We start from the raw sequence: 25041 nt of genomic DNA, 5'->3' as shown, positions 1-25041 counted from the left end.
CTGTGGAGAAGCCGATATCCCCAAGTCGGGCAGACAGTAGCGGACGGAACTCACCGCCACAAGTGGTGGTTGCGACCAAGGGCGCTGATGGGGTGACCAGATCCCTGTCACCTCAGGGGATCACGCCAATGTCAGCAAATTCTGTTGTCGCAGCGCCTCAAACAACACCACCCCAACCGACACGGAGAGGTTGAGGCTACGCACTCCGGCCTGCTGGGGCCGCTTGGCACCTGACATTGGGATCGTGAGAGCCGCATCGGCCGAGGCCAGCACATCCGTTGGTAGGCCGTCGGTTTCGCGGCCAAACAGCAGCCAGTCATCGGGTTCAAATTGCCAACTGGTGTAGGGCTGGCTTGCATGGCTACTAAGGGCGATCAGGCGACCGCCGCTGCGGACACGGTGATCAGCAAACGCTGACCAGTCGGCATGGCGCTGCAATGACACCAGGGGCCAATAGTCGAGGCCAGCCCGCTTGAGCTGGCGATCATTGATTTGGAAGCCCAGGGGCTCCACTAGGTGCAGCTCCGTGCCGGTGGCCGCGCAGGTTCGCGCCACACTGCCCGTGTTGGGTGGGATTTGGGGCTGAAACAAAACGATCCGGGGCACGATCAAAGAGCTGGTACGGCAAAACCCAGGTTGCTCAGATTGAGAGCGCGGCCCGCAACCACAAGCCAGATGGCAGCGCAGAGGGGGGCAAGCTGCTGCTCCAAGGAGCCAAGGCGATCGCGAAACAAACCGCCAATCGCAGTGGCAGGCACAACCCCCCACCCGGTTTGCTCACTCACGAGCAGCACGGGCACCTTGCAGCTGCTCAGGCTTTGGACAAGAGCTGTACAGCGCTGTTGCCAAGCAGAACTATCGAGCTCAAGGCCAGCAGCGACCCAGGTGCCGAGGGAATCGACAAGAGCAATGCCAGGGGGGCTAAGGCAGTCGAGGGCGCCGGCTAAAGCGCTATCAACCTCCAAGACGCTCCAGTGCGGTGGACGTCTAGCGGCGTGGACCTCAACCCTCGCCAACCAGGCAGCATCTTCGGCGCTTGGCTGAGGCCCGGTTGCCAAGTAGGTAACCGGCAGGCCCGACTCCTTGGCGAGGTGCTCGGCCCAGCGGCTCTTGCCACTACGGGCAGGACCGAGCACAAGAGTGCATGGCTGGTAGGAATCAACCACCACCATTCATGTTGTGGAGCGTGGCCACAGAAGAAGGTGAAACACGGTTGAGATAGCGGAAAATCCAGTATTTGAACACGGTCGCTAAAACCACCGGGAAGGTAGCAATAAATAGCATTATAAAATTCTCCTGGGCAGGCAGGCCGAGGTGGTGAGCAACGCCATCCAGCAGCACTGTCCAGCCCTCCGGGCTGTGAAAGCCAACAAAAATATCGGTAAATAAGATGATTCCGAAGGCCTTGGCGCTGTCGCTCAATCCATACACAAGTTCATCTAGAAAACCGCGCAACACCTGAAGATCACGCCTACCAAACAAGCAAACGCAAACAAAACCGACCAGGCCACCGAGATCGGCAAGCACGTTCTTAATAGCGTGGGTGCTTTCCAGATCAGCTTCATCCTTGAGCGACTGAGCCTTGCTCGCCAACTGCATCTGCAGCTCATCACGGCTTGGCAGGGGATTGCCGTTCAAGAGGGCATCAAATTCAATCTCCGCCTGGAAAAGCCGTAATTTCTCTACGGCTTTCTCCTCAAGCTTTGGTTTGGGATAGGTAAGAAAGGCGTTATCTGGAGCGAAGCGATCAACCAGGGGGGAAAACACATAGGTGCGGCTGATTTGCTGCACCAGCACCGGCACCAAAATCAGCAGTAGCAGGATGCGCAATGACACCAAAGTGGAGTCTCTGCGTCGCCGAAAGCCAGCCACCACATTCGCTTCAGCCTCGGGGTCGAGCTGGCGACGCACCTGATCAACAACACCAATCAGGCTGCGGGGCAGCACCTCCGGGGAGCGACTGATAGCAGGCAGAGGATCCCTACTGGCCGCGTAGCGGGCAACTACAGACTCAATCAGTTGAAACTGGCGAATTTCCTGACCTGCCAGCTCGCCTCGGTGGGTCTGCAAGGTTTGTACAGACTGGCGGCAGACCTCTAGCGCAGCTCGAAAACGACGCAGTAACTGGGCCTGGGCCGACCTGGGAATACGCAGGTCCAATTCAGGGCGTACGGGCCGGTCGTTGTAGTGCTCTAGCTCGATGCTCTGGATTAGTAGGGCGGATTCATAACCGCGCTCAAGATCGTTGCTGAGGTCTAGGGCTTGGGCGCGCCCAAATGCCCCCATCCAGTTGGTAAGTGCCATCGGATCAGCGCGAGAAGACCCACCAAGTGAGCATGGGCACAATCGTGCCAACCGTTAGAAGCACCACAATCCAAGTAAAGGCATTACTTGACTTCGTTTCCTCCTTCGTGGGGATGTTGGTGGGCTGGGTGACAACCTCAGCGGTGATTGGTTCACCGGGATCCTCACCTCCCTGCAGCACGGTGAGCAGGCGAGTCATGGCATCGAGGCTGCCCTGGCGATAGCGACCGCCATCGCGGATCGGCTGGGCCATCGTGGTTCGGGCCGTGCTGCGTAGCAGGCTGGCATCAAGCTGGGTAACCAGGCCTGGAGAGGAAACAACCGCCGCACTGTTCGTCTGGCTGTCGATTAAAAAGAGCACCTGGTTGGGCTCACCCCCAGACTCAGACCAACGCTCCAGCACTGAATTGCCCAGCTGGGAAAGGCTAAGCCCGTAGTCAAGGCGGTTAACGGTGATCAAGTGGGCATCCACCCGCTCTGCTGAAAAACTTTCGAGGGTTTTACTTAACTCGCCGATGGCTGCTCGGCTCAGCACATCTGCGGTGTCAAGGATGCGTTCCTGGGGAGCGGAGGCCGGTAGACCACTTGCGGCAATTGCCAGGGCCGGGGCAGGCATCCAAAAGGCTGCAAAGCCCATAAACAGGGCTGCCACAACTCCCAATAAGGGAATCCGACGGGTCACACGCAGGGAAGGGGGCAACGGTTCAGGCCCAACATGGATCTAGTTTGCCGCCTGCGGGCCCAGCTGTCGCCTCCTGCTTAACCCCCATGGCCCCCTCCACACCCGCAAGGGTCTGTTTTCTCTCTGGGGTGGCCTCCCTGGCCCTGGTTGTACTGAATCAAACAACCGCGACCAACATCGATCCCGCCCTCGAGCGAGCCGCCGTATTGGCCAGCTTCCTGGCGGTTGCTCTGATGTTGGTAGGTGTGCTCTGGACCCGGGCCTTGCCCGAAGCGGCTGCCCGAGTTGCCCTCGAAGGGGTGCAGGGAGTGGAGCTCGCAGATGGGCTACCGGAAGCGTTATTAGAAGAATTGGGGTGGGGTAGCCAGATGTTGCTCACCGCCACCCCGGCGGCAGCGGTGGTGGTGCTGTGGCAAAACAAGTGTTTGCTGCGCCGCGGCCTACTGGCGCAGGTGCCCTTTGAACCAGGAGCTATCTGCCAGCGAGCCCAAGAAAAAGGTGCCGCCATCTCACTTGTAGATCTGAACCTGTATCCAGGCCGTGCTGAATTTGAGTGCCTGCTGCCAGGGGTGCCAGCCGTAGTGGTTCAGCCGATTGACTCGAGGGGCTTGGTAGTGCTTGCCGGCTGGTCGCCGCGCTGCTTTAGCCGCAGCGATTTGACCTGGCTCGAGGGTTGGTCCCAGCGGCTTAGAGAGCGAATGGAACCGGCTTGCGGGAATCAGGACCTGATCGGGCCCGGGGAGGCAAGGTCACCCGAGATTCCACCCGCGCCCCCGGACTGCTAACCACGGCCATCCCCTGCTTAGTAAGCACGCCCTGAAGCCGCTGAGAGCGGGTGACCTGGGCAAGAGCCGTACGGCGCAGCTCGACAGCACCAAGGGCCTCAATCTGATTTGTCTGCCAATTCCAGCTACAGCTATTGGCGAAGAGGGAATCGGTCGGTTGGGTCAGGCGGCAATTAAGGGGAACCACCAGGGTGTGACTAGGACCAATCGCTTCAAAACCAGTGCCGCTAAGCCGGGACTGATCCAGCACAGCGGTGAATGGATAGGCACTGCTAAGGCGCTCCCGCGCCAGGTCGAGGCGAGTATGGCTGGCATCAAGACGGCCCTTCCGGCCAGGATCCAGCACCTGCACCGGCGCCTGTAGGTCGATCAGCTGAAGCAGGGAATTACCGGTAAGGGAAGGCGCCGAAAGTTTTTGAACTCCACTAGCTGCTAGACGCCGTTCTCCCCGAACTGGCCCTCGACCGATCAGTTGGCCAGTCGTTGGGAACCAATCTGCAGAACTCAGCGCCAGCTTCAAGCCGACCGCCCCTGAACCCTCTAACAGGGGGTCCCCCCTCAACTCCAACTTGTCCTGCTTGATCCAAAAGCGGGCCCGGCGAGCGGACACGAGCAACGCCCCCTGGGAGGCGCGGGGACTGCGGTCCAATTCCATGCGCTCCTGCTTGGGATACCAACGCACACGAGTAGAGGTCACAACAAGTGGCTTGGGCCCAAGGCGCTGCAGCCGGGTTGGGCCCTCCAACTGGACCACTTCGCCATCGTTAATGACGGTGCCACTGCTGGCCGTTATTCGATACAGGGGTTTGCCCTTTGCATAGATGGTGCCGCGCAGGTCGCGGGCTTGGGCAACACGACGACCGAGGTCGTAGCGGACCTCCGGGCTGGTCAATTCCCACAGGGGGCGTCCGCTGGAATCCTTCTGGCGCAGGTTGAGGGAGCGGAAGACAAAAGGCTGGGCCGGCTCCTCCTTAGAGACCTGGGTGCCGCATCCAACCAGCAGCATGGGCAGGCTTACCAGGGCACCCAGGCTCAGGGCCAGCAGGGGGCACCACTGCACCCGGGCAGTCGTGGTCACAGCAGTAGTGGTCACAAAGGTGACTCGAGCTCAAGTCGCAACATCACCGGCTGCGGCTCAATCAGGGCGAGACCGGGCTCTAGCTGACCCCATCGCTGGGCCAACAGCCAAGGAGAAGCTTGGCTGCCAGGGGCGCAGGCAGGAGCCAGCGGACCGCTAGCAAATGGTTCCTGACCGAGCTGGAGCAGCATCCGATCAGAAAGCTCAGGCAGGAGCGGGGCCAACAGCACTGCCACCCAGCGGGTGGCCTCAAGCACGGCATAAAGATCGGCTGCCACCAAACTCTCCTGACCCTCCAACTTCATTTGCTTCCAAGGGGCCTGGTCGTTGAGGTACCCATTTGCAGCGATTGCTAGTTGCAGCGCCGCTTCAGCGGCGCGACGGAAGTCCAGGTCGGTTAGGGCCGTATTGACACTGCTGCCGGCCGCGAGGGCAGCAACAGCCAGGGGGTGATCGGCCTCAGCGGCGGCTCCGGCTGGAGGCACGGCATCTGCAAACCAGCGCCGTGCCATCGAAGAGGTGCGATTCAGCAGGTTGCCGATCGTATTTGCCAAATCGTTGTTGACCAGATCAGTGAAGCGCTGCTGCTGGAAATCACCGTCCTCGCCGAAGGGAATGTCGCGCAGCAAGTACCAGCGCACAGCATCGCGGCCACAACGATCCAGCAGCATCTCGGGATCAAGCACATTGCCAAGGGACTTGCCCATCTTCTGGCCTTCGCGGGTCAAGAAGCCGTGGCCAAATACGCGCTCTGGCAGCGGCATCCCTGCGGACAGCAACATCGCTGGCCAATAAACCGCGTGGAAGCGCAGGATGTCCTTGCCAATCACATGAAGCTGAGCCGGCCAGCCACGCTCCAGCACCTGCTCCAGCACAACTGGCTCCGCCGGGTCGAGCAGGGCAGTGAGATAGCCGAGCAGGGCGTCAAACCACACATAAAAGGTATGGCCTTCATGGCCGGGGACCGGAATGCCCCATGGCAGGTCGATCCGGGAGATTGAGAAATCGCGCAGTCCCTGGGCCACAAAGTTTTCCACCTCCTTCTGCCTACTGGCGGGGGCAATGAAGCCCGGCTGGCGGATCAAGGCCTCGATCTGCGCCTGATAGCGGGAAAGGCGGAAAAACAAATTGACCTCATCGCGCCATTCCAGGGGCTTGCGATGAATGGGGCATTCGGGATCCTCACTGCCCGGTGCGTCATCTTTGAATTCCTCACAAGCAACGCAATACCAGCCCTGCTGACGCCCCTCCACTACGTCGCCGTTGGCCTCCACGCGGGCAAAAAATTGAGCCACCAATTGGCGGTGGCGTGGGTCGGTGGTGCGGATGAAGCGGTCGTTGCTGATTTGCCAACGGTTCCAAAGATCGCGATATCCCTCGCTGATTAGATCGCAATGGGCCTGCGGACTGAGTCCAGCCGCTTCGGCCGTGCGCTGGATCTTCTGGCCGTGTTCATCGCAGCCGGTGATGAACATCACCGACTTCCCCCTCAGCCGCTGGTGGCGTGCCACCGCATCGCAGGCAAGCGTTGTGTAGGCACTGCCGAGATGGGCGCGGTCGTTGACGTAATAGAGGGGGGTGGTGAGCGTGTAAGTCATCCTTTTAATCCTACGGAGCGGCGACGGACAGAAAGGCTGACCACGAGCACGCCTGCTCAGATCATCTCCTGCGAGTCTTGGGTCAGCCGTGTCCGCCAGCCATGACCCTGCCTTCAGAAGCAGTGGATGTATTGGTATGGGGGGGCGGCACCGGTGGGGTGGCCGCAGCAATCCAGGCGGCCCGCGGCGGTGCCAGCACGCTGTTGCTCACCCCTGGCAATTGGCTTGGGGGCATGGTGAGCGCCGCCGGGGTTTGCTGCCCCGATGGCAATGAGCTCACCCCTTGGCAGACAGGTCTCTGGGGAGCCTTTCTGCGCGCCCTTGAGCAGGCCGAGCCCGAGGGACTGGATCAAAACTGGGTGAGTTGCTTTGGTTATCGGCCCGCCACCGCAGAAGCGATCCTGCAAGGCTGGGTAAGCGAACTGGCCAATCTGCAGTGGTGGCCAAGCTGCAGCCTGCTGGCGGTGCGGCGTCAGGGGGCCCGCATCACAGCAGTACAGCTGGAGCACAAGGGTGAAACCCAATGGCTGGACTGCAAAGTTGTGGTCGATGGCAGCGACCGTGGCGACCTGCTGCCCCTAGCGGAAGCTCCATTTCGATTCGGCTGGGAAGCCCAGGAGCAATGGGGCGAACCCAGTGCCCCCAGCCTGCAACGGCTGCAAACGGAAGCTTTTTTTAAGCAACAACCTGTGCAATCGCCCACCTGGGTGGTGATGGGCCAGCTCCAGAGCGAAGTGTTGACGCCAGCTCCAACCCCACCGCCCTTGGCTGCGCCATTTGAACGAGCCAGCGAAGCCTTCGGTTTAGAGCGCACGATCAACTACGGGCGCCTGCCGGGGGGCCTGGTGATGCTCAACTGGCCGCTGCACGGTAATGACTGGCACCAGGGGCTGGAACGGGCCTTCAGCGCTGATCCAGCGGAGCAAGCTGCATTAGCTGCCGAAATGCAGTCCTACAGCCTGCAGTTTGCAAGAGCCCTTGAGCAGGCAAGTGGGGGCTGGCTTCAACTGGGCCATGCCTTTCCAGCTGAAGCCGGCAGTCCTGCCCCCTGGCTAGCTGCCATGCCCTACTGGCGGGAGGGGCGAAGACTGCTGGGCCGATCGCTGGTGCTGGAGCAGCACCTGCTCCCCCTAGGCAGCGCTGAATCCCAGGGGCCACTGCCGCTCAATGCCAGCGGCGAACTGGAGTCGATAGCGGTGGGCAATTACGCCAACGATCACCACTACCCCGGGCCTGACTGGCCACTGGCACCTAAAAGCATCCGCTGGGGAGGGCGCTGGAGCGGCACTCCCTTCTGCATTCCCTACGGCGCACTGCTGAGCGCTGAGATCGACAACCTGCTGGCAGCTGACAAGGCCTTCAGCAGCAGCCACATGGCCAATGGGGCCACCCGATTGCAGCCCCTAATTCTGAACATCGGCCAGGCGGCCGGGGCGGCAGCGGCCCTGGCGGTACAGCGGGGCATCCCCCCAGCTGAGCTTGCGCCCCTGGACGTTCAGCAGTGCCTGCTCCACGATCAAAGTGCTCCAGCGGCGGTAGTGCCGCTCTGGGACACCCCCTGGCATACCAGCGACTGGTTAGCCCGACAGCTGCAGCTGCTGGCCAATCCCGATCTCCTGCAGGCCAATGGCCAAATTGAGCGCCCATTCCAAAAACCCCTAAGTCCGAGCCAGGGCCGTCCAGAACCCAGGGAGTCTCTGTGGGATGGAAGGGTGCTGCCGGACGGCCAGGGCGGATACACCTTTGTGAGCGACACCGATCTCAGCAGTGAAAACGCCAAACGGGAGTGGCCTCTCATCACCCTGGAGCCAGACCTGAACCGCTGGCTGCAGAACCTTGAAAAGCCGACCAAGGCCAAGTTAATTGGCTGTGCCAATCCTTGGGGACCGTGGTTGCGGGCCTCGCGACTGGCCGCGGATTAGCCCGTGGCCTGCAGTCGCAATTGGTCGCGCAGGGGGTCTACAGCCTGAACTCGCAATTGCAGCAGATCGCCTGGATCCGAGCCGGCTGGGCACTCAGCCGCCAGATCCATGGCCAGGGACTCAATGTGCACCAGCCCCAGCCTGTCCTGGGGCCGCAGCCAGCGCAGGAAACAGGCCTGCCAATGCTGACTCCCATGCGCCGCAAACCACACCTGCTGCCAGTGACGCTGGTCTTCCCTGCTGATCTGCATCCCCTGCCTGAGCGGACCGTCTAAGTCGGAGAGCAGGGCGGCTAGATCGGTGGCAATCATGGGCTGGCTTCCCTGTTGAAGTGCCAGCAGTTGCCGTTGCGCCACTAGATCGGCGTAGCGGCGAATCGGCGAGGTGACTTGGACATAGGCCGGCAAGCCCAGGCTGAAATGGGGGCTTGGTTCCGTGCCGGTATGGCCGCGGCTTAGGCACCGCTTAATGGCGCAATGGCGCACCGGGCCAGCCGGCAGGGCTGCCAGCTCGGCCTCCGGCGGCAAAGTTGCCGTTAGTTGGCTGCGATAGGGCAGAGCTAAAGCTTGGTCTTGGCCAAGGCCAGCTATCACCGCACCCGCCAGAATCATCGCTTCGGCCACCATCAATCGGGCGGGGCTGGGTTCGGTGATCTCAAGCTGGGGAGCGTCTCCCTGGGCCGCGTCTCCCTGGGCCCGAATCCGACCCTCCGGCTGATCCAGCAGCAGGGCCCCCTGGCGCACACGCCACTGGCGGCGGCGCAGCAGCAGGCCGTGCAGGTCGGCAAGGTCGCGCTCCTGAGGCGGGGCTAGATCGATCAGGTCGTCGGCATCTCCATAGCTGAGCCGGTAGGTGGGCTTAACCCAGCTTCGCTGCAATCCCGAAGCCTTAACAGCCCCATCGCCGTCGAGTTCAACCCAGATGCTCCAGGCGGCACTGCGATGGCCGGCCCGCAGGCTCATCGGTCCGGTGGCAAGCGCCTCCGGGAACATCGGCAAAATTCCAGATGCCAGATAAAGACTGCTGCCCCGCCGTCTTGCTTCTAAGTCGAGGGGCGAATCCAGCGCAATCAAGCGACCTGGATCCGCCACGTGGATCCAAATCTTCACCTGGCCAGCGGGGGTTGTTTCCAATGCCAACCCGTCGTCAATGTCGCAGGTATCAGCGTCATCAATGGTGACGCTGCGCTGGCCGCTGAGGTCCAGACGCTCGGCATCACCCGGTAGTTCAGTTTCAGCGCTAGCTAGTAGGCGTTCGGCATCAGCCAGTAGATCAGCAGAAAAGCCTTGCTCCCAGACCGTGGCTCGGAGGGACGGCAAATTGTGGGCTTGCCACTGGCCCAGATCAACCAGCAGGTGGCGAATTGAACCCGTATCGGCCGTAACTTTGGCGGCCTGCAAAGCCTGACGCAGGGGAAGGGGTAGGGGAGTTGTGCACTCACCTCCAGCCCAATCAACCAATAGCTCAAGCTGCTGGCGCTGCTCTGCGCTGAGCAGTTGCAGATCAAGCGGCTGACGATCGCGCAGCTGCTGCTGCCAGCGCATTTCAGCTTGCTCCTGGAGCACCCGCAATCGGCGTTCTCGCCGCAGCCGGCGAAGATCCGTCAGGGGCCTGGCCTCAACGAGGTTTTGACGCAGACGGAACAGGGTCTGGGGACCAGCACACCAGCGCCAGCAGGATGCAACAGCTAGGCCATCCCGTCGCGAAGAAACCAGATCAACCCAGTCGCTCAGCTGCAATCCCTGAGGTTCAGCCTGCATCAGGATCCAAGCTGCCGCGAAATCGCTACGAGAAGGCAGCACTGCCGTCAAAGCGTCGTCGCTAATCGACCACGGAGCTTGGCTGAGCCGCTGGGGTGGGTCGCACTCGCCGGAAAACGAAGTGAGAAGCAAAAGTTGCCGCAGCGGCTGGATCTGCTGCCTAGCGCTGGTTCCAATTGCTAGAGAGGCCTTGTTTGAGGCCACAGCCAAAACAACAGCAAGCTGGGGACCGCGCTCATCGCCCAGTCCCACCAGATCGCCAGGATGGAAGGTTGAAGCCGCCAGGGGACAGGCCTCAGCCTTCGGGATTCACAAAAGGCAGCAAGGCCACAATTCGGGCACGCTTAACAGAGTTGGTCAGGTCGCGCTGCTGTTTGGCTGTCAGGCCAGTGAGACGGCGGGGCAGGATCTTGCCACGCTCAGTGATGAACTTCTTGAGCAGATCGACGTCTTTATAGTCAATAGGATCGCCAGGCTTGATTGGCGACAGGCGCTTTTTGAAAAAAGAGCTGGACATGGATTACGAAGGCGAGTAGTGAATGAAGCTGAATCTGACCAGTACCTGACGGGGCTGGGGCAATCGAGTTGAAACTGATGATTGAGCTCCAAAGCTGGGGCCCAAGCCTGAATCACTTGATTTCCTTGTGAACCGTCGAGGAGTTGCAGTGGGTACAGAACTTCTTCAGCTCAAGCCGTTCGGTGGTGTTACGGCGATTCTTCTCAGTGGTGTAACGGGACACACCTGGAGAACGCTTTGCGGGGTTGGACCGGCATTCGGTGCACTCGAGAGTGATCACGATCCGGACGCCCTTGTTTTTAGCCATGAAGGACGTTGCGCCGCTGGAGCGATGCGAAAGGACAAGTTGACACCTTACCTGGCGGTAGTCCCACCCCCCAGTTGATCCCTAAGATCAAGGTTCAACACACCACGGGCTATGCGGGTCTCGCTCCAATGGCTGCAGGAGCTGGTGACCGGCCCCGAACAAGCCCTCGCTCCAGGGCCGCTAGCAGAGCGTCTGTCTTTGGCTGGTTTTGAGGTAGATGCCATAGAGGACCTAGCCGCCCAAGCCGGCGGTGTCGTGGTGGGCTTCGTGCGTGAACGTCAGGCCCATCCCAACGCAGACAAGCTGAGCGTCTGTTCAGTTGATATCGGCGCCGCCGAAACCCTGCAGATCGTCTGCGGGGCAGCGAATGTACGGGCGGGTATCCATGTGCCCGTTGCCCTGGTGGGCGCCACTCTGCCGGCGGTCAACCTGACGATCAAGCCCGCCGAACTGCGCGGTGTGGCCAGCAGCGGCATGATCTGCTCCCTTGCCGAGCTTGGCCAGACGGCAGAGGGGGAAGGAATCGCCATTCTTGATGAGCTGCTGGAGCAGGTGCCCCCCCTGGGCATAGCAGTGGGACCAAGCCTGGGGCTGGATGACCAGGTTTTGGAGTTGGCGATCACCGCCAACCGACCTGATGGCCTCTCAATGCAAGGCATAGCGAGGGAGGTGGCGGCCCTGGTGGGCGGCCAGACCCACATAAAGGCCCCTGAAATTGCCGCACCCAGCCAGCCGCTGCCTCTTTCCGCCAGCGACCGGATCGCAGTTGAGGCTGGGGGGCTATTCAGCATCACGGCCCTCGATGGGCTGAAGGTCGCCCCATCGCCCCTCTGGCTGCAACAGCGCCTGCAGAAGGCCGGCATTCGCCCGATCAACAACATTGTTGACATCACCAACCTGGTGATGCTGGAGACGGGACAACCCCTGCACGCCTTCGACAGCAAGCGCCTAGCTGTAATCGACGGAGACAACGAACCCCAGCTAGCCAGCCTGGGGCTACGCCAGGCGCTTGATGGTGAGGAATTCACCAGCCTGGACGCCACGGAGCACAAACTCAGCCCCGAAGCCCTGGTGGTTACTTACAGCAACCGCCCCATCGCCCTGGCTGGCGTGATGGGTGGTGCGGATGAAGCCGTTAATGAAGCCACCACCTCAATCTGGCTTGAGGCTGCTGTGTTTGCTCCCCAGGCGGTGCGCCGCTCCGCCCGCAGCGTTGGCTTACGCACTGAAGCAAGCAGCCGTTTTGAGAAGGGGTTGCCAAGGGAGGCCACCCTCGCTGCTGCAGATCGGGCCGTGGCCCTGCTTAAGCAACATTGCGCTGCCAAGGTTTCGGGCCGCTGGCTGCATCAACGAGCCGAACAGCCAATCGAGCCGTTGCAGCTGAGGCGCGACGCCCTACACAATCTGCTTGGACCTGTTCAAGACGGCGAAGACTATTCAGACCTCAGTGACGACAGGATCGTCCAGACCTTGACGGCCCTTGGTTGCCAGCTGGCAGAAAACGTAGATGGTGAGGGTTGGCTCGTCACCGTGCCCCCCTCACGGTTGATGGATCTGCAACGGGAGGTTGACCTAATCGAGGAGGTGGCCCGCCTGGTTGGTTACGACCACTTCGCCTGCCACCTACCCGACCCACTGGAGCCTGGGGGACTTACTCCAGCCCAGCAGGTGGAGCGCCGCCTGCGCCGCCAACTGTGCGCTGCCGGGCTGCAGGAAGCCTGCAGCTTTTCACTGGTGCCGGCAGCAGCTGGGCGCATACCCCTGGCTAATCCCCTGCTAGCTGATTACGGCTACCTGCGCGACAACCTGCATGGCGAATTGCTCGCCGCTGCACGCCGCAACTTGCAAAGTGGGCAGCCAGGTTTCTGGGCTTTTGAGATCGGCCAGGTGTTCAGCAGCGATGCCGCCAGGTCTGCTCGCCAGCTGCTGGCTGGGGTTATCTGTGGCGAACGGCGAGGTGAGCGCTGGAGCAGCAGTGGTAAACCCCAGCCTCCCAGCTATCACCAGGCCCGCGGCCTGCTGCAGCAAGCCTTGGCAGCGCTGGCGATCCCAATCGAAGATCGCCCACTCACCCAGCACCCATTGCTACACCCGGGTCGAGCCGCCCAGCTAGTAGTGGAAGGGCGGCCCCAGGGCTGGTTTGGCCAGCTGCACCCTGAGCAGGCCGAAAAGCTAGACCTGCCGCAAACAAGCATCATCTTCGAGCTCGAACTCGATGCCTTGCTGATCGCCGCCACCCGCCGCAACCGCTGGCAGCCAGCCTTTGCCCCCTATGCCACAGTTCCAGCTTCGGAGCGAGATCTGGCCGTAGTGGTGGCAGCCAGCACGAACTCAGCTGAGCTGCTTCAGGTGATTCGCAAAGCCGGCAAGCCGCTGCTGGAGCATGCGGAATTAGTAGACCGCTACGAGGGCGGTCAACTTGCTGCAGGCCAGTGCAGTCAAGCCTTCCGGCTGCGCTACCGCGATGCCAGCCGCACCCTCACCGATGAAGAGGTGGAAGCAGCCCACTCCTCGATCCGGGCAGCCCTGGAAAAGCAGCTGGGCGCCCTGTTGCGTAGCTGATATCCAGGCGGCGGATCTACCCCTACTCCTGCTCCGCTGCCTCGGGCTGCGGGGTTGGGACGCCAGCTCCGATACGGCTCAGAACGGTCAATGTTTCTACGTGGCTTGTTTGGGGGAAAAAGTCGATCGGCTGAACGCTCTCCAATCGATAACTGCCGCCGCCAACCAGCTGGCCCAGGTCCCGGGCCAGGGTGGCGGGGTCGCAACTGAGGTAGAGCAGGTGGGCAGGGGGGCGTTCGATGATCGCCTGCAGGGTGGCGGGCTCCAGTCCCTTGCGGGGGGGATCGAGAAACACCGCATCGCAGTGAACTAGGTGCTCAGCCAGGCACTCGGCCACGACCCCGGTCTCAAAGGTGGCTGATTCACTTAGGCCGTTTTCGCGGGCATTGGCCTTGGCCTGGTGCACGGCCTCGGGGCTTAGTTCAATGCCGTGAACGTGCCAACCAGCCGCAGCCACCGGCAGGCTGTAGGTGCCAATGCCGCAGTAGGCATCAACCATCACGCCAGGCGCAGAGCCCGCAAGGGCTGCAAGCACCAGGGGTACTATTCGCTCAGCCTGTCGGGTATGGACCTGGAAAAAGGTGTCTGCTGCAATGCGCAGCTCGAGGTCGCAGAAACGCTCCTGCACCCAGCTACGTCCGACCACCACACGTGTCTCGGGTCCCATCAGGGTGTTGGTGGCTAGGGGTTGCAGGTTCAGGCACACCCCCACTAATTCGGGCCAGCGGTGCATCCATTGGGCAGCCAGGATCTCGATGCCCTCCAGGTCTGGGGTGCTGCTTACCAGGGTGATCAGCAACTCACCCGTGTAGCTGCCGATTCGCAGGGCCAAATGGCGCAGGCCACCCCCCTCGCGGCAGTCCCGATCAACCGGCCAGTCACTGGTCTCAAGATCCGACTTAAGCGGTGCGATCAGAGCGTCCAGGCGCGGATCAAGCACCGGGCAGCGATTCATATTGACAATTTTGTGGGTGCCAGGGCGATAAAAGCCAGCCCGCAACCGCCCGTCCTCGCAGCGCTCAAGCGGGATAATCGCCCTGTTGCGATAGCCGAGCCCTTCTGGCGCTGCCATTAAGGGCGCAACCTCCGTATCAAGGTGGGCAATACGCCGTAGGGCATCAACGACTTTTTGGTGCTTCCAGTGCTGCTGGGCCGAGTCGTCTAGGTGCTGCAAGCTGCAACCACCACAGTCTTCAGCAAGGATGCAAGGAGGCCTTCGACGCTCCGCTGCCGGCTCAAGCACCTGTTGCAGCTCGGCCAACCAGTGGCGACGGGCCTTGTGGGTGAGGCGTACTTTCGCCTGCTCCCCAGGCAAGGCACCAGCTACAAACAAGACCCGATCTGCGAGACGGGCCACGCCCTGCCCGTCATGGGATAGGCCGGTGATGGCCACCGTCACGGTCATGCCGGTGGATAGATCGAGGCCATCGCTCTTGCCACCACCAGCGCCGTTGCCAAAGCTTTTAGTGCCCACGCCCGCCTACCAATCCTTCACCCTACGCCGTGCAAAGGGGCGTTACACCTTGCGGCGGGGCACGGTGATCTTGCTGAGGAGTAGATACAGTGATGGACACGTGTGGTCGCTGCGATGAGCGTCGTTCGGGATCTGATCCTTCAGGCTGATGATCAGCTGCGGTATCCCAGTGGCGGCGAGTTGCGCTCCATGGTGGAGTACCTCAGCCGGGGAGCCGAAAGGCTGGCGGTTGTTCGGGTTCTTACCGACAACGAGAAAAAAATTGTTGATGAGTCGGCCAAGCAGCTCTTCCAGCGCAACCCCGACTACGTGGCCCCCAGTGGCAATGCCTACGGCCAAAAGCAGCGGGCCCAGTGCCTGCGCGACTACAGCTGGTATCTGCGCCTGGTGACCTACGGCGTTCTCGCCGGTAGCACCGAAATGATTCAACAGATTGGCCTGGTTGGTGCCCGTGAGATGTACAACAGCCTCGGCGTACCCATGCCAGGCATGGTGGATGCAATGCGCACTATGAAGGAGGCCTCGCTAGCCCTGTTGAGCACAGACCAGGCATCCCTTGCGGGCCCTTACTTCGACTTTCTGATCCAGGGTATGCAAACCAGCACCTGATTCAGACCATCCCAACCAAAACCATGACCTGGAGGAGCGCTTGTCTCGTCCAGGTCTTTTTATTGGACTATTAATGCGTCCTGATTGGGACGCAAGAGAATCACAGGCTGCTCGCACAGATTGAGCGGTAGGCCGAAGCTCAAGTTTTGATAACTGCCGGAGGGACCGTGCACCTCAGCCAACGCCCTTGCCAAAAGTCTCACTCTAGACGCAAACATAGTCTATATTTAAATCCAAGATGAGATAGCTGATCATCCTATTGGCAAGCTGCTCGGCCAGCTGCTCGACCCCCCTCTCGGGCCAGCAAGTTCCGAAGCCTCGGCAAGCCTCTTGCATGGCCCTGAGAGCTTGCGTACCTGTGTATGACACAGTGACGCAAGACTTCCGAGTGTGCTGCTGCAACGACTCTGAAGCGAGACGGATGATCTGGACCAGACCAGCTGAGATGGCTGGACAAGCTATTCAGGCCGTCATCCGGCCACAACAACAAGCAATCAATGAAACGACTTCGAGGCGTGGCAGTCCGAGGGAACCCATAGCGCCCAAGGAGATGCAGGCAGAAATACGGAAAAATTGGGAATAAGCCCAATTAGATGCCATCAACCAGGGAGCAAAGCTCACTGGCTTATGCCTCAGCTATCTCATCCAAGACTGATTAGTAGTCTTATAGCAAGACCAGGCTGCTTAGGCCAAGAATACAGAATCCAATTCCGCTCAGGCAAGACCCTTAAGGAGACCAATCATGAATCTCAGGCGAGAAAGATAAGCAGCTTTCCGTCCAGCATCCGGGATATCAAACCGTTGTGGCTTGCAATGATGATGCGCGCAAGGAAGCCGTAGATCGCTTGTCTCGTCCAAGAATTAATACAAGACTAATAAAGCGTCCCAGATGAGATGCAGTATACGAGTCTATTCGTTGCGGTAGAGCTCTTTCAGTAGCTGGTAGGCCTCGTTTAGGCGCCGCATGGTTTCTTCCGTGCCGCCAGAGTCGGGGTGATGGCTCATCGCTAACTCGCGGTAAGCCTCCCGTATCTGTCGCAGGGTGAGACGCTGACCCGGCGCCGTTGGCAGTTGCAGCAGCTTCAAGGCTCCATGCAGGGTCATGGTGTGTTCCAGGGTCTGGAACGAGGTGCCCTTACGTCGCTTGCGGAAACGATGAACAAAGCGCCTGATCAGCGTTGGTAAGCGGAGCTCCAAGGTTGACGTGCTGAAGGGATCCTCCAGCAAACCTGCCATCACCATGACTCGCTCAAAAGTTGCGGGCTCCCTGCCCCAACTGGGAGCCGTATTGGCCACCACATCGCAGGCAAGCGACCAAGTAAAAGGGCGGCCCTCACTTTGATCACTCTGGCCCCAAATGTCCTGCGCCAACCACACCATTGCGGCTTCCAGCACCGCCTCATTGGCAACCTTGCCGTAGAGCTCAAGCCAGTGGTCGCGGGCTCTGGCCAGGGAGCGTTCGAGCACATCACCTCCTACATGGGGGAGGGGTTCTTGCGCCAGATCCATGGGTTGGCGTAAGGGCTGCAGACTGCGCTTGAGCTGGTCAGATTGGCGCCTCACAAAGCCAGGTAGGTCAATGCCGCTCTGACGAGGACGCACTTCCGCTGCCATCGACGCATCAACATCGAAGTCGAAGGCAAATTCACGATCAGCTGATTCCCGATCCAGGCATAGGTCTCCCCCGGAGCCCCGGGTCATCAACACCAAAGCCCCCTGTTCGTTGAAGGTTGATTCCAGGCTGATTTGTTCGCTAACAAAGCCATCAGGCTGGTTTTTGCCGGCGTCGGCCAGAACAGAGGTCTCAGCTTCCTCAGTAGCTGGGAAGATCTCTTGTAGCAGACGCTCCAAAATATCTCCGCGACTGCGGATGCCCCACTCAGCCCTAAGCGCATCAATTTTGTCGAGCAAATCGACGGGCAGCTCCAGACTGAAGCGGCGACGATTGGGGTCCGCCGGCTTAGCCATGCCTAACGGCCAATAAGGTCGCGCATCATTTCCTGCTGCGCTTCCAGAGCCTGCTGGTAGCGATCAACCAAGCTTTTATTCCCAGGGGTTGAAGTTTGGTTGGGGGAATAACGCGGCTGATAAATTGGCGGTGGCGGCAGCGGATTTGCTCTGAGGGGCGGCAAGCTGGGGAAACGTGGCGGCAACACCAACGGGGCCATTAATTCTGATCCATCCTGACCATCCTGACCATCACGATCTTGATCTGGAATAGCAGGCAGGGACTGGGGGGGCGTCATCGCCGCGGGGGAGGCTGTGTTGCGAGCCAACTCAAGCAAACGCTGTCGCTCCTGCACCATGGCGACCTGACTAGCTGGCACGATGCTGAGTAGGTGACCAGGGGTGGCATCGGCCGGATAAACCAAGCTGATTCGAACTGGGTTGGATACACCTCCACGAAGATTCAAAGAGGTGAGGGGCAAGCTTTGGCCAGAGCGCATGCCTACGTGCATTTCTTGAAGCCCTTCCTCAGTGCGTACTTGCAATGATCCCCTGAAGGCGGTGAAAGGTTTACCAGTGCCTGAAGCGGTGGGATGGCTGAGAACCAGCTCATAGGGGCCAGCTCCCTTGAGATTTAGATCGACATCAAATCGAACGCCGTAGGTGCCAACATTATCTAGGGATGAATCCACCATGCGACTGACGAGTGGATTAACCTGCGCCTCGCGGGTGCCGAAATTATGGCGGTTAGTGCTCGTTAGCGGAAAATGTAATGGACCTTGCTGAGCGAGATTATGGTTCAGGGTGGCTTGATAAGTATCACCTATGGCAACACCTCCCACACGGGAGAAAATTCGGCGGCCATTGATGTCAGCGATGCGGTTCAGGTAGACCCTGCCCGGAGCAAGCCGTCCCCGATCCAAAATAGCGATTAGATCCCAGTCGCTATTAGGTTCTTTCCCAGCAACAACAGCCATCTGAAAAGGTCCATCACTATTACCTTTCAACAAGGCGTTAGCAATGCCAAGCGCAGGCAGCTGGGTCTGAAATAGCACAATGCGGCTGCGGGCAGGAATAGTAATTTCCTGATCAAGTTTTGGATCTAGACGACCGCGTAGAACCTGCACAGCGGTTGCATCTCCAGGACCGGTATTCCAAGGGCGAGGCCCGAGAGGCCTTACTCCCATCTTGTAATTGACAAGATAGGGCGCCTCAAAGCTGTTGCGTACTGCACCGGTTTCAAAGCGGATGTGTACTGCCCGCATTCCGGGATTGATCAGAATCAGCCCTAGGGTGAGTTCTGGACGCCTACCAGAGCGGGATAGCTGGCGGCGGTTGGGGGGGAAGTACTTGTGGTGCATGTGCACCCCAAAATCACCGTTGAAGGTGAATTCGGCGTTGCGCAAGGGCTGGCCAGTCTCTTCGGCGTAGGCATACCCCGGCGCTGTGCTGATCAGGATCCCGGGGCCTTCAACCTCCTCCGGCTGGTTCGAGTGCAGAACCGGCACCTTGTTGAAGGTGCCATTTAGGGGACGGGCCTGTTGTCCCGCCATCAGAGCCACGTAAGCGGCCGCTGGCAGCGCCTGCAACAGGCCGAGGGGAGCGCCCAGGGCAGCTGCTATCAGCAGTTTGATCGGCCGCAACGGAAATCTGGTAATCAGGGTGTTGGGTTTGAGTGCAATGGCCCCACTCCAAAAGGGTATGACGGGCAGTTGGTTGCAAACCCAGATTGAGAGCTCGTACAGGGGCTGGGAATGGAACTGACCGAAGGGTGTTTCGGGGCCATCGCTGGGGGAGAAACACAACACTCGGCAAGCCCGTCAGGCTCGCTAGAACCTTTAGGAACTTTCCCACTTTCTCATGCCTCCCGGCCTGGGCTGCTGTGGCAGCGTTGATGACGGTGGTGCTGGTAGCTGGAGGCGTCATCAAGAGCGCAAGCTGCGCATGCTGCAGTTCTGGCGGGACGGTGTGGAACGCCAGCTGGCAGCCGTGAATGCCTCGATCAGCACGCTGGAGCGACAGATGGAGCGGGATGCGGCCTCGGCTGGCAGCTGAGGCTTGAGAACGCGTCTGCATTGAGCAGGGCGGCACGCATCTGTGCCAGGCCCTGCTTGAGCCTCCGCTGCACGGTCATCGGACTCACCTGAAGCAGGGCTGCCGTGCGCCGGTAGCTCCAGCCCGAGAGCACTACCTTCTGGATCACACGACGTAATCCCGGCTCAAGGCAAGCAAGTTGCTGACGCACTTCAGCTCCCTGATACTCCCAGTCATCCGCCCCGGTGAATCCAGATTCCGAGGGGCTGCCGCTCCAACCCTCGTGAAGTCTGGTTTCCTCATAGCCAGTCTCCAGATCCAGAGGCCTGGCTAGGGCTTGACCACGTAGCAGTTCTTGCCATTGCTCAAGGCTGAGCTGCAGAGCTAGTCGCAGATCTTCGGCGCTGGGCTCCTGCCCATGGCCACTGCTCCAGCTGGCCTTCAGTTGGCGCAGCTTGTCGTGCAGCTCCATCTGCCGGCGCGGTAACCGCACGGCCGATGCCGAATCGCGCAGGTAGTGCAGGATGGCGCCCCGGATGTGGGGTCTGGCAAAGGCCTCGAAAGGAGTTGCTGTTTGTGGTTGATAGAGCTCAGCGGCTCGTAGCAGGCCCATCAGACCCACCTGAACCAGGTCGTCGAGGGGCTCCGGACAGCGGCGGCAGTAGTGCACAGCAATTGGGGTAACCAGACCGCAGTACTGGTTCACCCGCTGGTTGCGTTGTTGCAGGGCACGGCGGCAGAGGGATTTGGTTTTGATCGATTGGGTCATGGGCTGAAGTTCGGTTGGCGGGGTTTTTGTTCCCTTCCTTTCCAACCAGCCGCGACGGGGCCCTATTGCGCAACCGAAAAATTACGGAACCTTGATCACAGGTGCTTTTCGGGGGCAGCGGCAACCGACTGCAGTAAGGACCAAGGCCCCTCTCGCTCCAGCAACTCGAGATCGGACCTTTCCGTGGCCAGCAGATAGCCAGCAAAGGCAAGGGCATTGAGGCTGAAGCCAGCGCAATGTTCCTGGGTGCGCCGCACGGTGAGCAGCCAGTTGTCGTCAAAGAGCAGGTTGTATGGGTGCCTGGGCTGGGCGTCCTGGTGGGGATGGCCAAGTCCCAGCTGCTCGGCATGCTCCAGGTAAAGGGCGGGTAGATCCCTATCCCCGGGGGCATCTGTGCGGCGACTCAGCCGATAGGCCCAGGGCCAGGGGCGCTCGCCCCTATCCAGCTGAGCTTGGATTGACGCAGACAGGGGTGTGCTGGCCTCGCCAGCGCGGCGGGGCAGCAGCTGAAGATGCCGGTGGGGCTGGCTGGCGCCAGAGGCGGCACAACTGTTGAAGAACCACAGCCCACCGGTGTCACTGGCCAGGAGCGAAACCCCGCGCCAGTCGTCAGCAGAAAGCCAGCCGGATTGCGGCTGCCAGGAGTCCGTGATCAGGAGCAGATGGCCCGCCTGCACTGGATATTTGTTGAGCAGCACCACATGGCCGCTGCTGAGCCGTTCAACTTCCAGAGCTTGCTCCCAGGGCAAAAAAGGATTCGGCTTGGGGCCATCACGGCGTAGGTGTTTGGGGGTGGTGCTCAGCAAACGCCGCAACACAAATGGCTGGTGCTGCGGGGCCGCCAGGACCTCGGTAGCTAGGGGAACCAAGGAGCCGCTGGCCTGCGCCTGGCTGGATAACTGCAGCGCCAGCTGCCAGATGCGCTCAGCTCGCACCAGCCTTGAGGCGGGCCAGAGATGCTCCCTGGTAATAGTGACCAAGAATCTGGTTGTAGCGATAGCCCTGCATAGCCAGATCCTGGGCGCCGTGCTGGCTCATGCTTGCGCCGAGATGGCCATGGGCTTCCAGGGATATCTGGCGGTTGGCGGCATAAAGACTTTCCACGATGGCGCCCTGATAGCTGAGGATCATGCCTGCGGTGCTAGCGGCAGCCTGGCGGGTGCGTTCGTTGCTGCTGGAGAGGCCCTTGTAGGCCTGCCAACGGGTTGTGTCACCAAGATGCCAGTGACGGTTGGCTGGGCGAGCCATGTGGGCGAGGGCATAGGAGCGGGCGGCTACGGCCTGGGCCCGCAGAGCCTCTAACGACCAGCTGCTAGGCATCTCAGCTCCAACCACGGCACCGATGTAGGTCTCCAGACCAACGTGATTGACCACCCTGAGCCCGCCACTCTCCGGAATCAGACGTAGGCGCCCTCCATAGGGGCGGCCGTTGACCAGTACGGAGCTCCCACTGGCCTGCAGCCAGGCTTCTGGGCCCTGGAGCCAGAGTTGATTTAGGTTCACCGAACTGCCAGCGCCGCCCTGTTGGAGCAGCTGGCCGTCTCGGCTGACAACCTGCCAGGCTCCGCTGGCGGAGAGATCGGGGTTGGTGCCGGCGCCAAGCAGGGCGACGCGGATTTCCAGATCGACTCCCGGACCCGCTTCGGGCTCAGCCAGGCCGAGGCTGGAAGTGGAAGTGGCAGTGGAAGTGGCAGTGGCAGTGGCAGTGGCTTGAGGGGTGGCCCGGCGCGCCTCGAGACGACGCAATTGCTCAGCTGCGGTAGTGGTGTCTTGCGCCGGGGGCGGCGTATCAATAAGTGCATCCAGCAACTCGCCCTGGGCGGCCCCATAGGGGCGGGGAGCCAGGCCCTGGGCCGCAAATCCCACCGCCACGGCCACAACGGCCATGGGGCCAGCCAGCATCAGTCTCCGGCTGAAGAGACCATGCAGATGAAGTCTTCTTGCCTGGAGAAGACCTCTGTTCTGGAGTAGCCCTGTGTTCTGGAGTAGTCCCTGATTCAGGCGCAGACGGCCAGGGAGGCCCAGGAGTCGGCTCCGGAGCCATCGGCCTGCACCCGCAATGTGCCGTTCCAAAGGAGGTGGCCCGAACCGCTAAGTCGGATCATGCCCGAAGAAGCGCCATCGCACACCATCCCCCCCGGCCGCGGCGAGCACTGCCAACCCACTACGGAGCTGCGGCCTAGGCGATCGAGCCAAAAAGGCGCAACAAGAGCGTGGGCAGATCCAGTAACCGGATCCTCATCAATGCCAAGTCCTGGAGCGAAGAAACGCAGCTGGTAGTCGGCTGGCCGTCCAAGCACGGAGGGAAGGTCGTCCATCGATACCTTCTCGATGGCCTGCATCAACACCAAGCCGCCCCGATCAGGACCCTCTAATTCCGAAGCCAGGCCAGGCAACTGGGCCAGCGCTGCCTCTGGCGCTAGCAAGGCCACCCGATAGCCGAGGCCTGAGCTCCAGCAGGCCAGGGGTGACACCCCTAGTCGCTCATGCAGCAACCGGATCAGCGGTGGCGATGGCTCGGCCGGCAGCAGACCGGCGCTAGGCAGCACCAGCTGCCCTGAGCTGCCGCTGGCATCAAGGGCTACCGCCAAGGGGCCACTGCGGGTGAACAGCTCCAATCCCCCGCCGGGCGCCAGCTGCTGCCAGTGGCCCAAGGCCAGCAGGGCGGCGAGTGTTGCATGGCCGCAGAGGGGGACTTCGCAGCTGGGGGTGAACCAGCGCAGGGTCCAGCGGCCTTGCTGCTGCAGCAAAAAAGCAGTCTCAGACTGGTTGAGACTGCGGGCAATGGCCTGCAGTGCGCCATCGCCCATGGGCTGATGTAGCTGCACCACGGCCGCACCGTTGCCGCAACAGGGTCCGTCAGCAAAAGCCTCAACCAGCACAGCTGGCAGGGAGACAAGTGGCGTTACCGCAGATCCGGGAAAGGTCATGCTTGCTGCCGCTCCGGCCGCAGATCGCGCTCCATCAGAGCCTTGACGGCGGCGGCAGGGGTGGTGCGACCTTCGAGCACCAGCACAACCTGCTCACAGATCGGCAGATGCCAGCCTCTGCGGCTGGCGAGCTGCAGAGCCGCTCGTGCCGTGCGAGGGCCCTCAACGGTTGCTGAGATGCGCTCGCTTGCCTGCTGCTCGCTGCAGCCCTCGGCCAGAAGCACGCCGCAGCGATAGTTACGGCTGAGGCTGCTGTTGGCGGTAGCCAACAAATCACCCAAGCCAGCCAGGCCGTAGAGAGTGCTGGTGGCACCGCCTAAACCCTCCAACACCACGCCAATTTCGGCTAAGCCCCGGCAGAGCAGGGATGCTTTGGCGTTCGCACCTAAAGCCAGACCATCGGAGATGCCGGCGGCCACTGCCATAACGTTTTTGAGTGCCCCTGCGGCCTCGGTGCCAATCGGATCTGTGTTTGTGTACAGGCGCAGCGAAGTGTCGCTGAGCTGCTGCTGAAAGCGGCGGGCTAGATCCTGATCCGCAGCTGCGATCACGCTGGCCGCAGGTAGCCCTTGGCGCACCTCGGTTGCCAGATTCGGCCCACTCAGCACCAGCAAGGGGGCATCCGCCAACTGGTTTGACCAGAGCTGGGTGGCAGTTGCCAGCAGCTGGAGATCCAACCCCTTGCTGCAGCTCAATAACGGCAGTCCAGTGGGCCAATGGGGAGCCAGCTGCTCAGCCAGGGGCTGGACCCCTGCCATGGCTACCGCCGAAACCACGAGATCCTGGTTGGCAAGCAGGTCCACCGGACTGCTGCCAGAGCGCCGGGACCAACCCGTGACGATGTGACCTTGCTGACCCCAGCGCTCAAGCAGGGTCTGCCCCCAAGCCCCCAGGCCCAACACGGCGATGCGAATGCCCATCGACTCCGAAGCAGCAGGCAGGTAGGCACTGCCATCATGCGGCAGGCCCATGGGTGCGGCTTCAGCTCTGGAATTTTTGTGGCAATGAGCTCAACTTCGCCCTGGCAGGACTGGCATGGCACAGGCCTAGTGGTGGGGTGTGGCGGCATCGGCCAGGCCCTGCTCCAGGAGCTGGGCCGAATCGCCCCGGGGCTGCAGCTTGTGGGAGCCTCACGCCAGGACTGGCGATTGCCTGGGGATCCCCTGTGGCGAGAGGTCGGGTTTTTACCGCTGGATCTCACCGACGACTCCAGCCTCTCGGGGTTGGCAGCAAGCTTTGAAAATCGCCCCCCCCTTCGGCTGGTGATCAACACGGCCGGCCTGCTGCATGGGCCCCTGCTCCAACCGGAAAAGCGCCTCAGTCAGGTGAATCGCCAGGCCCTAGAGCTCAGCTTTGCGGTGAATGCCTTTGCGCCCCTGCTGCTGGCCCAGGCGATCGAATCCCTGTTTAGCCCCGCAGACCCATTTCATTTCGCCAGCCTTTCGGCCCGGGTGGGGAGCATCGGCGACAACCAACTCGGGGGCTGGTATTCCTATCGGGCCGCCAAGGCTGCCCAAAATCAGATGCTGCGCACCCTGGCCCTGGAATGGGCTCGCAGAAAGCCAAAGGGGTGTGTGAGCCTGCTCCACCCCGGAACCACGGCCACGGGCCTCTCCGCCCCCTTCCAGGCCGGTGTGCCGCCAGATCGGTTGTTCAGCCCAGAGCGCGCTGCTCAGCAGCTGCTCGACGTATTAGCGGTGCTTGGGCCCCAACAGACTGGGCATTTCTGGGCCTGGGATGGGCAGCAAATCGCCTGGTAGCTC

Annotated in this window: 23 protein-coding genes; 6 read left to right on the top strand and 17 right to left on the bottom strand. The window is 61.1% G+C overall.

Annotation, left to right across the window (positions count from 1 at the left end; all coding sequences use genetic code 11):
- Nucleotides 1-120 precede the first annotated feature (120 nt).
- Genes KBY99_RS02025 through psb32 form a run of 4 tightly spaced genes read right to left on the bottom strand, consistent with a single transcriptional unit; the run spans nt 121 to nt 3004 of the window.
- Nucleotides 121-606 carry a tRNA (cytidine(34)-2'-O)-methyltransferase gene (locus tag KBY99_RS02025; RefSeq protein WP_254997022.1) on the bottom strand — a complete coding sequence of 162 codons (486 nt, stop codon included), beginning with the start codon at nt 604-606 and terminating at the stop codon, nt 121-123.
- A gap of 2 nt (nt 607-608) precedes the next feature.
- On the bottom strand, nt 609-1136 hold the full coding sequence (gene cobU / locus KBY99_RS02020; RefSeq protein ID WP_254997020.1) for a bifunctional adenosylcobinamide kinase/adenosylcobinamide-phosphate guanylyltransferase: 528 nt from the start codon (nt 1134-1136) through the stop codon (nt 609-611).
- A gap of 22 nt (nt 1137-1158) precedes the next feature.
- Complete coding sequence (pxcA, locus tag KBY99_RS02015; RefSeq protein WP_254997019.1) at nt 1159-2304, bottom strand: proton extrusion protein PcxA; 1146 nt, start codon at nt 2302-2304, stop codon at nt 1159-1161.
- Between the two features lie 4 nt (nt 2305-2308).
- A complete protein-coding gene (psb32, locus tag KBY99_RS02010) occupies nt 2309-3004 on the bottom strand; it encodes a photosystem II repair protein Psb32 (protein ID WP_254997018.1) in 696 nt (231 codons plus the stop codon).
- A gap of 68 nt (nt 3005-3072) precedes the next feature.
- Here psb32 and KBY99_RS02005 point away from each other — a divergent pair, with 68 nt between their 5' ends.
- A complete protein-coding gene (locus KBY99_RS02005) occupies nt 3073-3771 on the top strand; it encodes a cofactor assembly of complex C subunit B (protein WP_254997017.1) in 699 nt (232 codons plus the stop codon).
- Here the strand turns inward: KBY99_RS02005 and lptC are convergent.
- Both lptC and KBY99_RS01995 read right to left on the bottom strand, forming a co-directional pair.
- A complete protein-coding gene (lptC, locus tag KBY99_RS02000) occupies nt 3674-4864 on the bottom strand; it encodes an LPS export ABC transporter periplasmic protein LptC (RefSeq protein WP_254997016.1) in 1191 nt (396 codons plus the stop codon). The genes KBY99_RS02005 and lptC overlap by 98 nt on opposite strands.
- On the bottom strand, nt 4861-6447 hold the full coding sequence (locus tag KBY99_RS01995; RefSeq protein ID WP_254997014.1) for a methionine--tRNA ligase: 1587 nt from the start codon (nt 6445-6447) through the stop codon (nt 4861-4863). Before KBY99_RS01995 ends, lptC begins: the two co-directional genes overlap by 4 nt.
- A 101-nt stretch (nt 6448-6548) precedes the next feature.
- Here KBY99_RS01995 and KBY99_RS01990 point away from each other — a divergent pair, with 101 nt between their 5' ends.
- Nucleotides 6549-8369 carry an FAD-dependent oxidoreductase gene (locus KBY99_RS01990; RefSeq protein WP_254997012.1) on the top strand — a complete coding sequence of 607 codons (1821 nt, stop codon included), beginning with the start codon at nt 6549-6551 and terminating at the stop codon, nt 8367-8369.
- Here KBY99_RS01990 and KBY99_RS01985 read toward each other — a convergent pair.
- From KBY99_RS01985 to rpmG, 3 genes are all read right to left on the bottom strand, one after another.
- On the bottom strand, nt 8366-10129 hold the full coding sequence (locus KBY99_RS01985) for a ribonuclease catalytic domain-containing protein (RefSeq protein ID WP_254997010.1): 1764 nt from the start codon (nt 10127-10129) through the stop codon (nt 8366-8368). The genes KBY99_RS01990 and KBY99_RS01985 overlap by 4 nt on opposite strands.
- A gap of 295 nt (nt 10130-10424) precedes the next feature.
- Complete coding sequence (gene rpsR / locus KBY99_RS01980; RefSeq protein ID WP_106501788.1) at nt 10425-10646, bottom strand: 30S ribosomal protein S18; 222 nt, start codon at nt 10644-10646, stop codon at nt 10425-10427.
- Between the two features lie 112 nt (nt 10647-10758).
- Nucleotides 10759-10953, bottom strand: coding sequence for a 50S ribosomal protein L33 (gene rpmG / locus KBY99_RS01975; RefSeq protein ID WP_106501787.1), 195 nt, complete (start codon nt 10951-10953; stop codon nt 10759-10761).
- 111 nt (nt 10954-11064) lie between these two features.
- Here rpmG and pheT point away from each other — a divergent pair, with 111 nt between their 5' ends.
- Nucleotides 11065-13515 carry a phenylalanine--tRNA ligase subunit beta gene (gene pheT, locus KBY99_RS01970; RefSeq protein WP_254997009.1) on the top strand — a complete coding sequence of 817 codons (2451 nt, stop codon included), beginning with the start codon at nt 11065-11067 and terminating at the stop codon, nt 13513-13515.
- Between the two features lie 22 nt (nt 13516-13537).
- Here the strand turns inward: pheT and rlmD are convergent, their stop codons facing one another.
- Nucleotides 13538-14989 (bottom strand): 23S rRNA (uracil(1939)-C(5))-methyltransferase RlmD, encoded by a 1452-nt coding sequence (rlmD, locus tag KBY99_RS01965; RefSeq protein ID WP_254997008.1) that lies wholly within the window; start codon nt 14987-14989, stop codon nt 13538-13540.
- A 114-nt stretch (nt 14990-15103) separates the two neighbouring features.
- Between rlmD and KBY99_RS01960 the strand changes: the two genes are divergently transcribed.
- Nucleotides 15104-15598 (top strand): allophycocyanin subunit alpha-B, encoded by a 495-nt coding sequence (locus tag KBY99_RS01960; protein WP_254997007.1) that lies wholly within the window; start codon nt 15104-15106, stop codon nt 15596-15598.
- Between the two features lie 909 nt (nt 15599-16507).
- Here KBY99_RS01960 and KBY99_RS01955 read toward each other — a convergent pair.
- Entirely contained in the window at nt 16508-17566 is a 1059-nt protein-coding gene (locus KBY99_RS01955) for a DnaJ domain-containing protein (protein WP_254997006.1), read from the bottom strand.
- A 2-nt stretch (nt 17567-17568) separates the two neighbouring features.
- Entirely contained in the window at nt 17569-19098 is a 1530-nt protein-coding gene (locus KBY99_RS01950) for a DUF3370 family protein (RefSeq protein ID WP_254997265.1), read from the bottom strand.
- 307 nt (nt 19099-19405) lie between these two features.
- On the opposite strand from KBY99_RS01950, the gene KBY99_RS01945 reads away from it, so the two are divergent.
- Nucleotides 19406-19600, top strand: a complete 195-nt coding sequence (locus tag KBY99_RS01945; protein WP_254997004.1) for a sigma factor SigF — start codon at nt 19406-19408, stop codon at nt 19598-19600.
- Here the strand turns inward: KBY99_RS01945 and KBY99_RS01940 are convergent.
- From KBY99_RS01940 to KBY99_RS01920, 5 genes are all read right to left on the bottom strand, one after another.
- On the bottom strand, nt 19548-20348 hold the full coding sequence (locus KBY99_RS01940; RefSeq protein ID WP_254997002.1) for a sigma-70 family RNA polymerase sigma factor: 801 nt from the start codon (nt 20346-20348) through the stop codon (nt 19548-19550). The two genes, KBY99_RS01945 and KBY99_RS01940, sit on opposite strands and share 53 nt — an antisense overlap.
- A 95-nt stretch (nt 20349-20443) precedes the next feature.
- Entirely contained in the window at nt 20444-21283 is an 840-nt protein-coding gene (locus KBY99_RS01935; protein WP_254997000.1) for an ATP adenylyltransferase, read from the bottom strand.
- Complete coding sequence (locus KBY99_RS01930; RefSeq protein ID WP_254996999.1) at nt 21273-22250, bottom strand: SpoIID/LytB domain-containing protein; 978 nt, start codon at nt 22248-22250, stop codon at nt 21273-21275. The genes KBY99_RS01935 and KBY99_RS01930 overlap by 11 nt, the downstream gene beginning before the upstream one ends.
- A gap of 95 nt (nt 22251-22345) precedes the next feature.
- Nucleotides 22346-23278, bottom strand: a complete 933-nt coding sequence (locus tag KBY99_RS01925) for a PhzF family phenazine biosynthesis protein (RefSeq protein WP_254996997.1) — start codon at nt 23276-23278, stop codon at nt 22346-22348.
- On the bottom strand, nt 23275-24249 hold the full coding sequence (locus tag KBY99_RS01920; RefSeq protein WP_254996995.1) for an NAD(P)H-dependent glycerol-3-phosphate dehydrogenase: 975 nt from the start codon (nt 24247-24249) through the stop codon (nt 23275-23277). The genes KBY99_RS01925 and KBY99_RS01920 overlap by 4 nt, the downstream gene beginning before the upstream one ends.
- A gap of 33 nt (nt 24250-24282) precedes the next feature.
- Here KBY99_RS01920 and KBY99_RS01915 point away from each other — a divergent pair, with 33 nt between their 5' ends.
- Entirely contained in the window at nt 24283-25038 is a 756-nt protein-coding gene (locus tag KBY99_RS01915) for an SDR family NAD(P)-dependent oxidoreductase (protein WP_254996994.1), read from the top strand.
- The last annotated feature ends 3 nt before the right edge of the window (nt 25039-25041 follow it).

Source organism: Cyanobium sp. Maggiore-St4-Cus, assembly GCF_024345615.1.
Classification (GTDB): domain Bacteria; phylum Cyanobacteriota; class Cyanobacteriia; order PCC-6307; family Cyanobiaceae; genus Cyanobium_A; species Cyanobium_A usitatum.
This window is presented reverse-complemented; position numbering and strand designations above follow the sequence as displayed.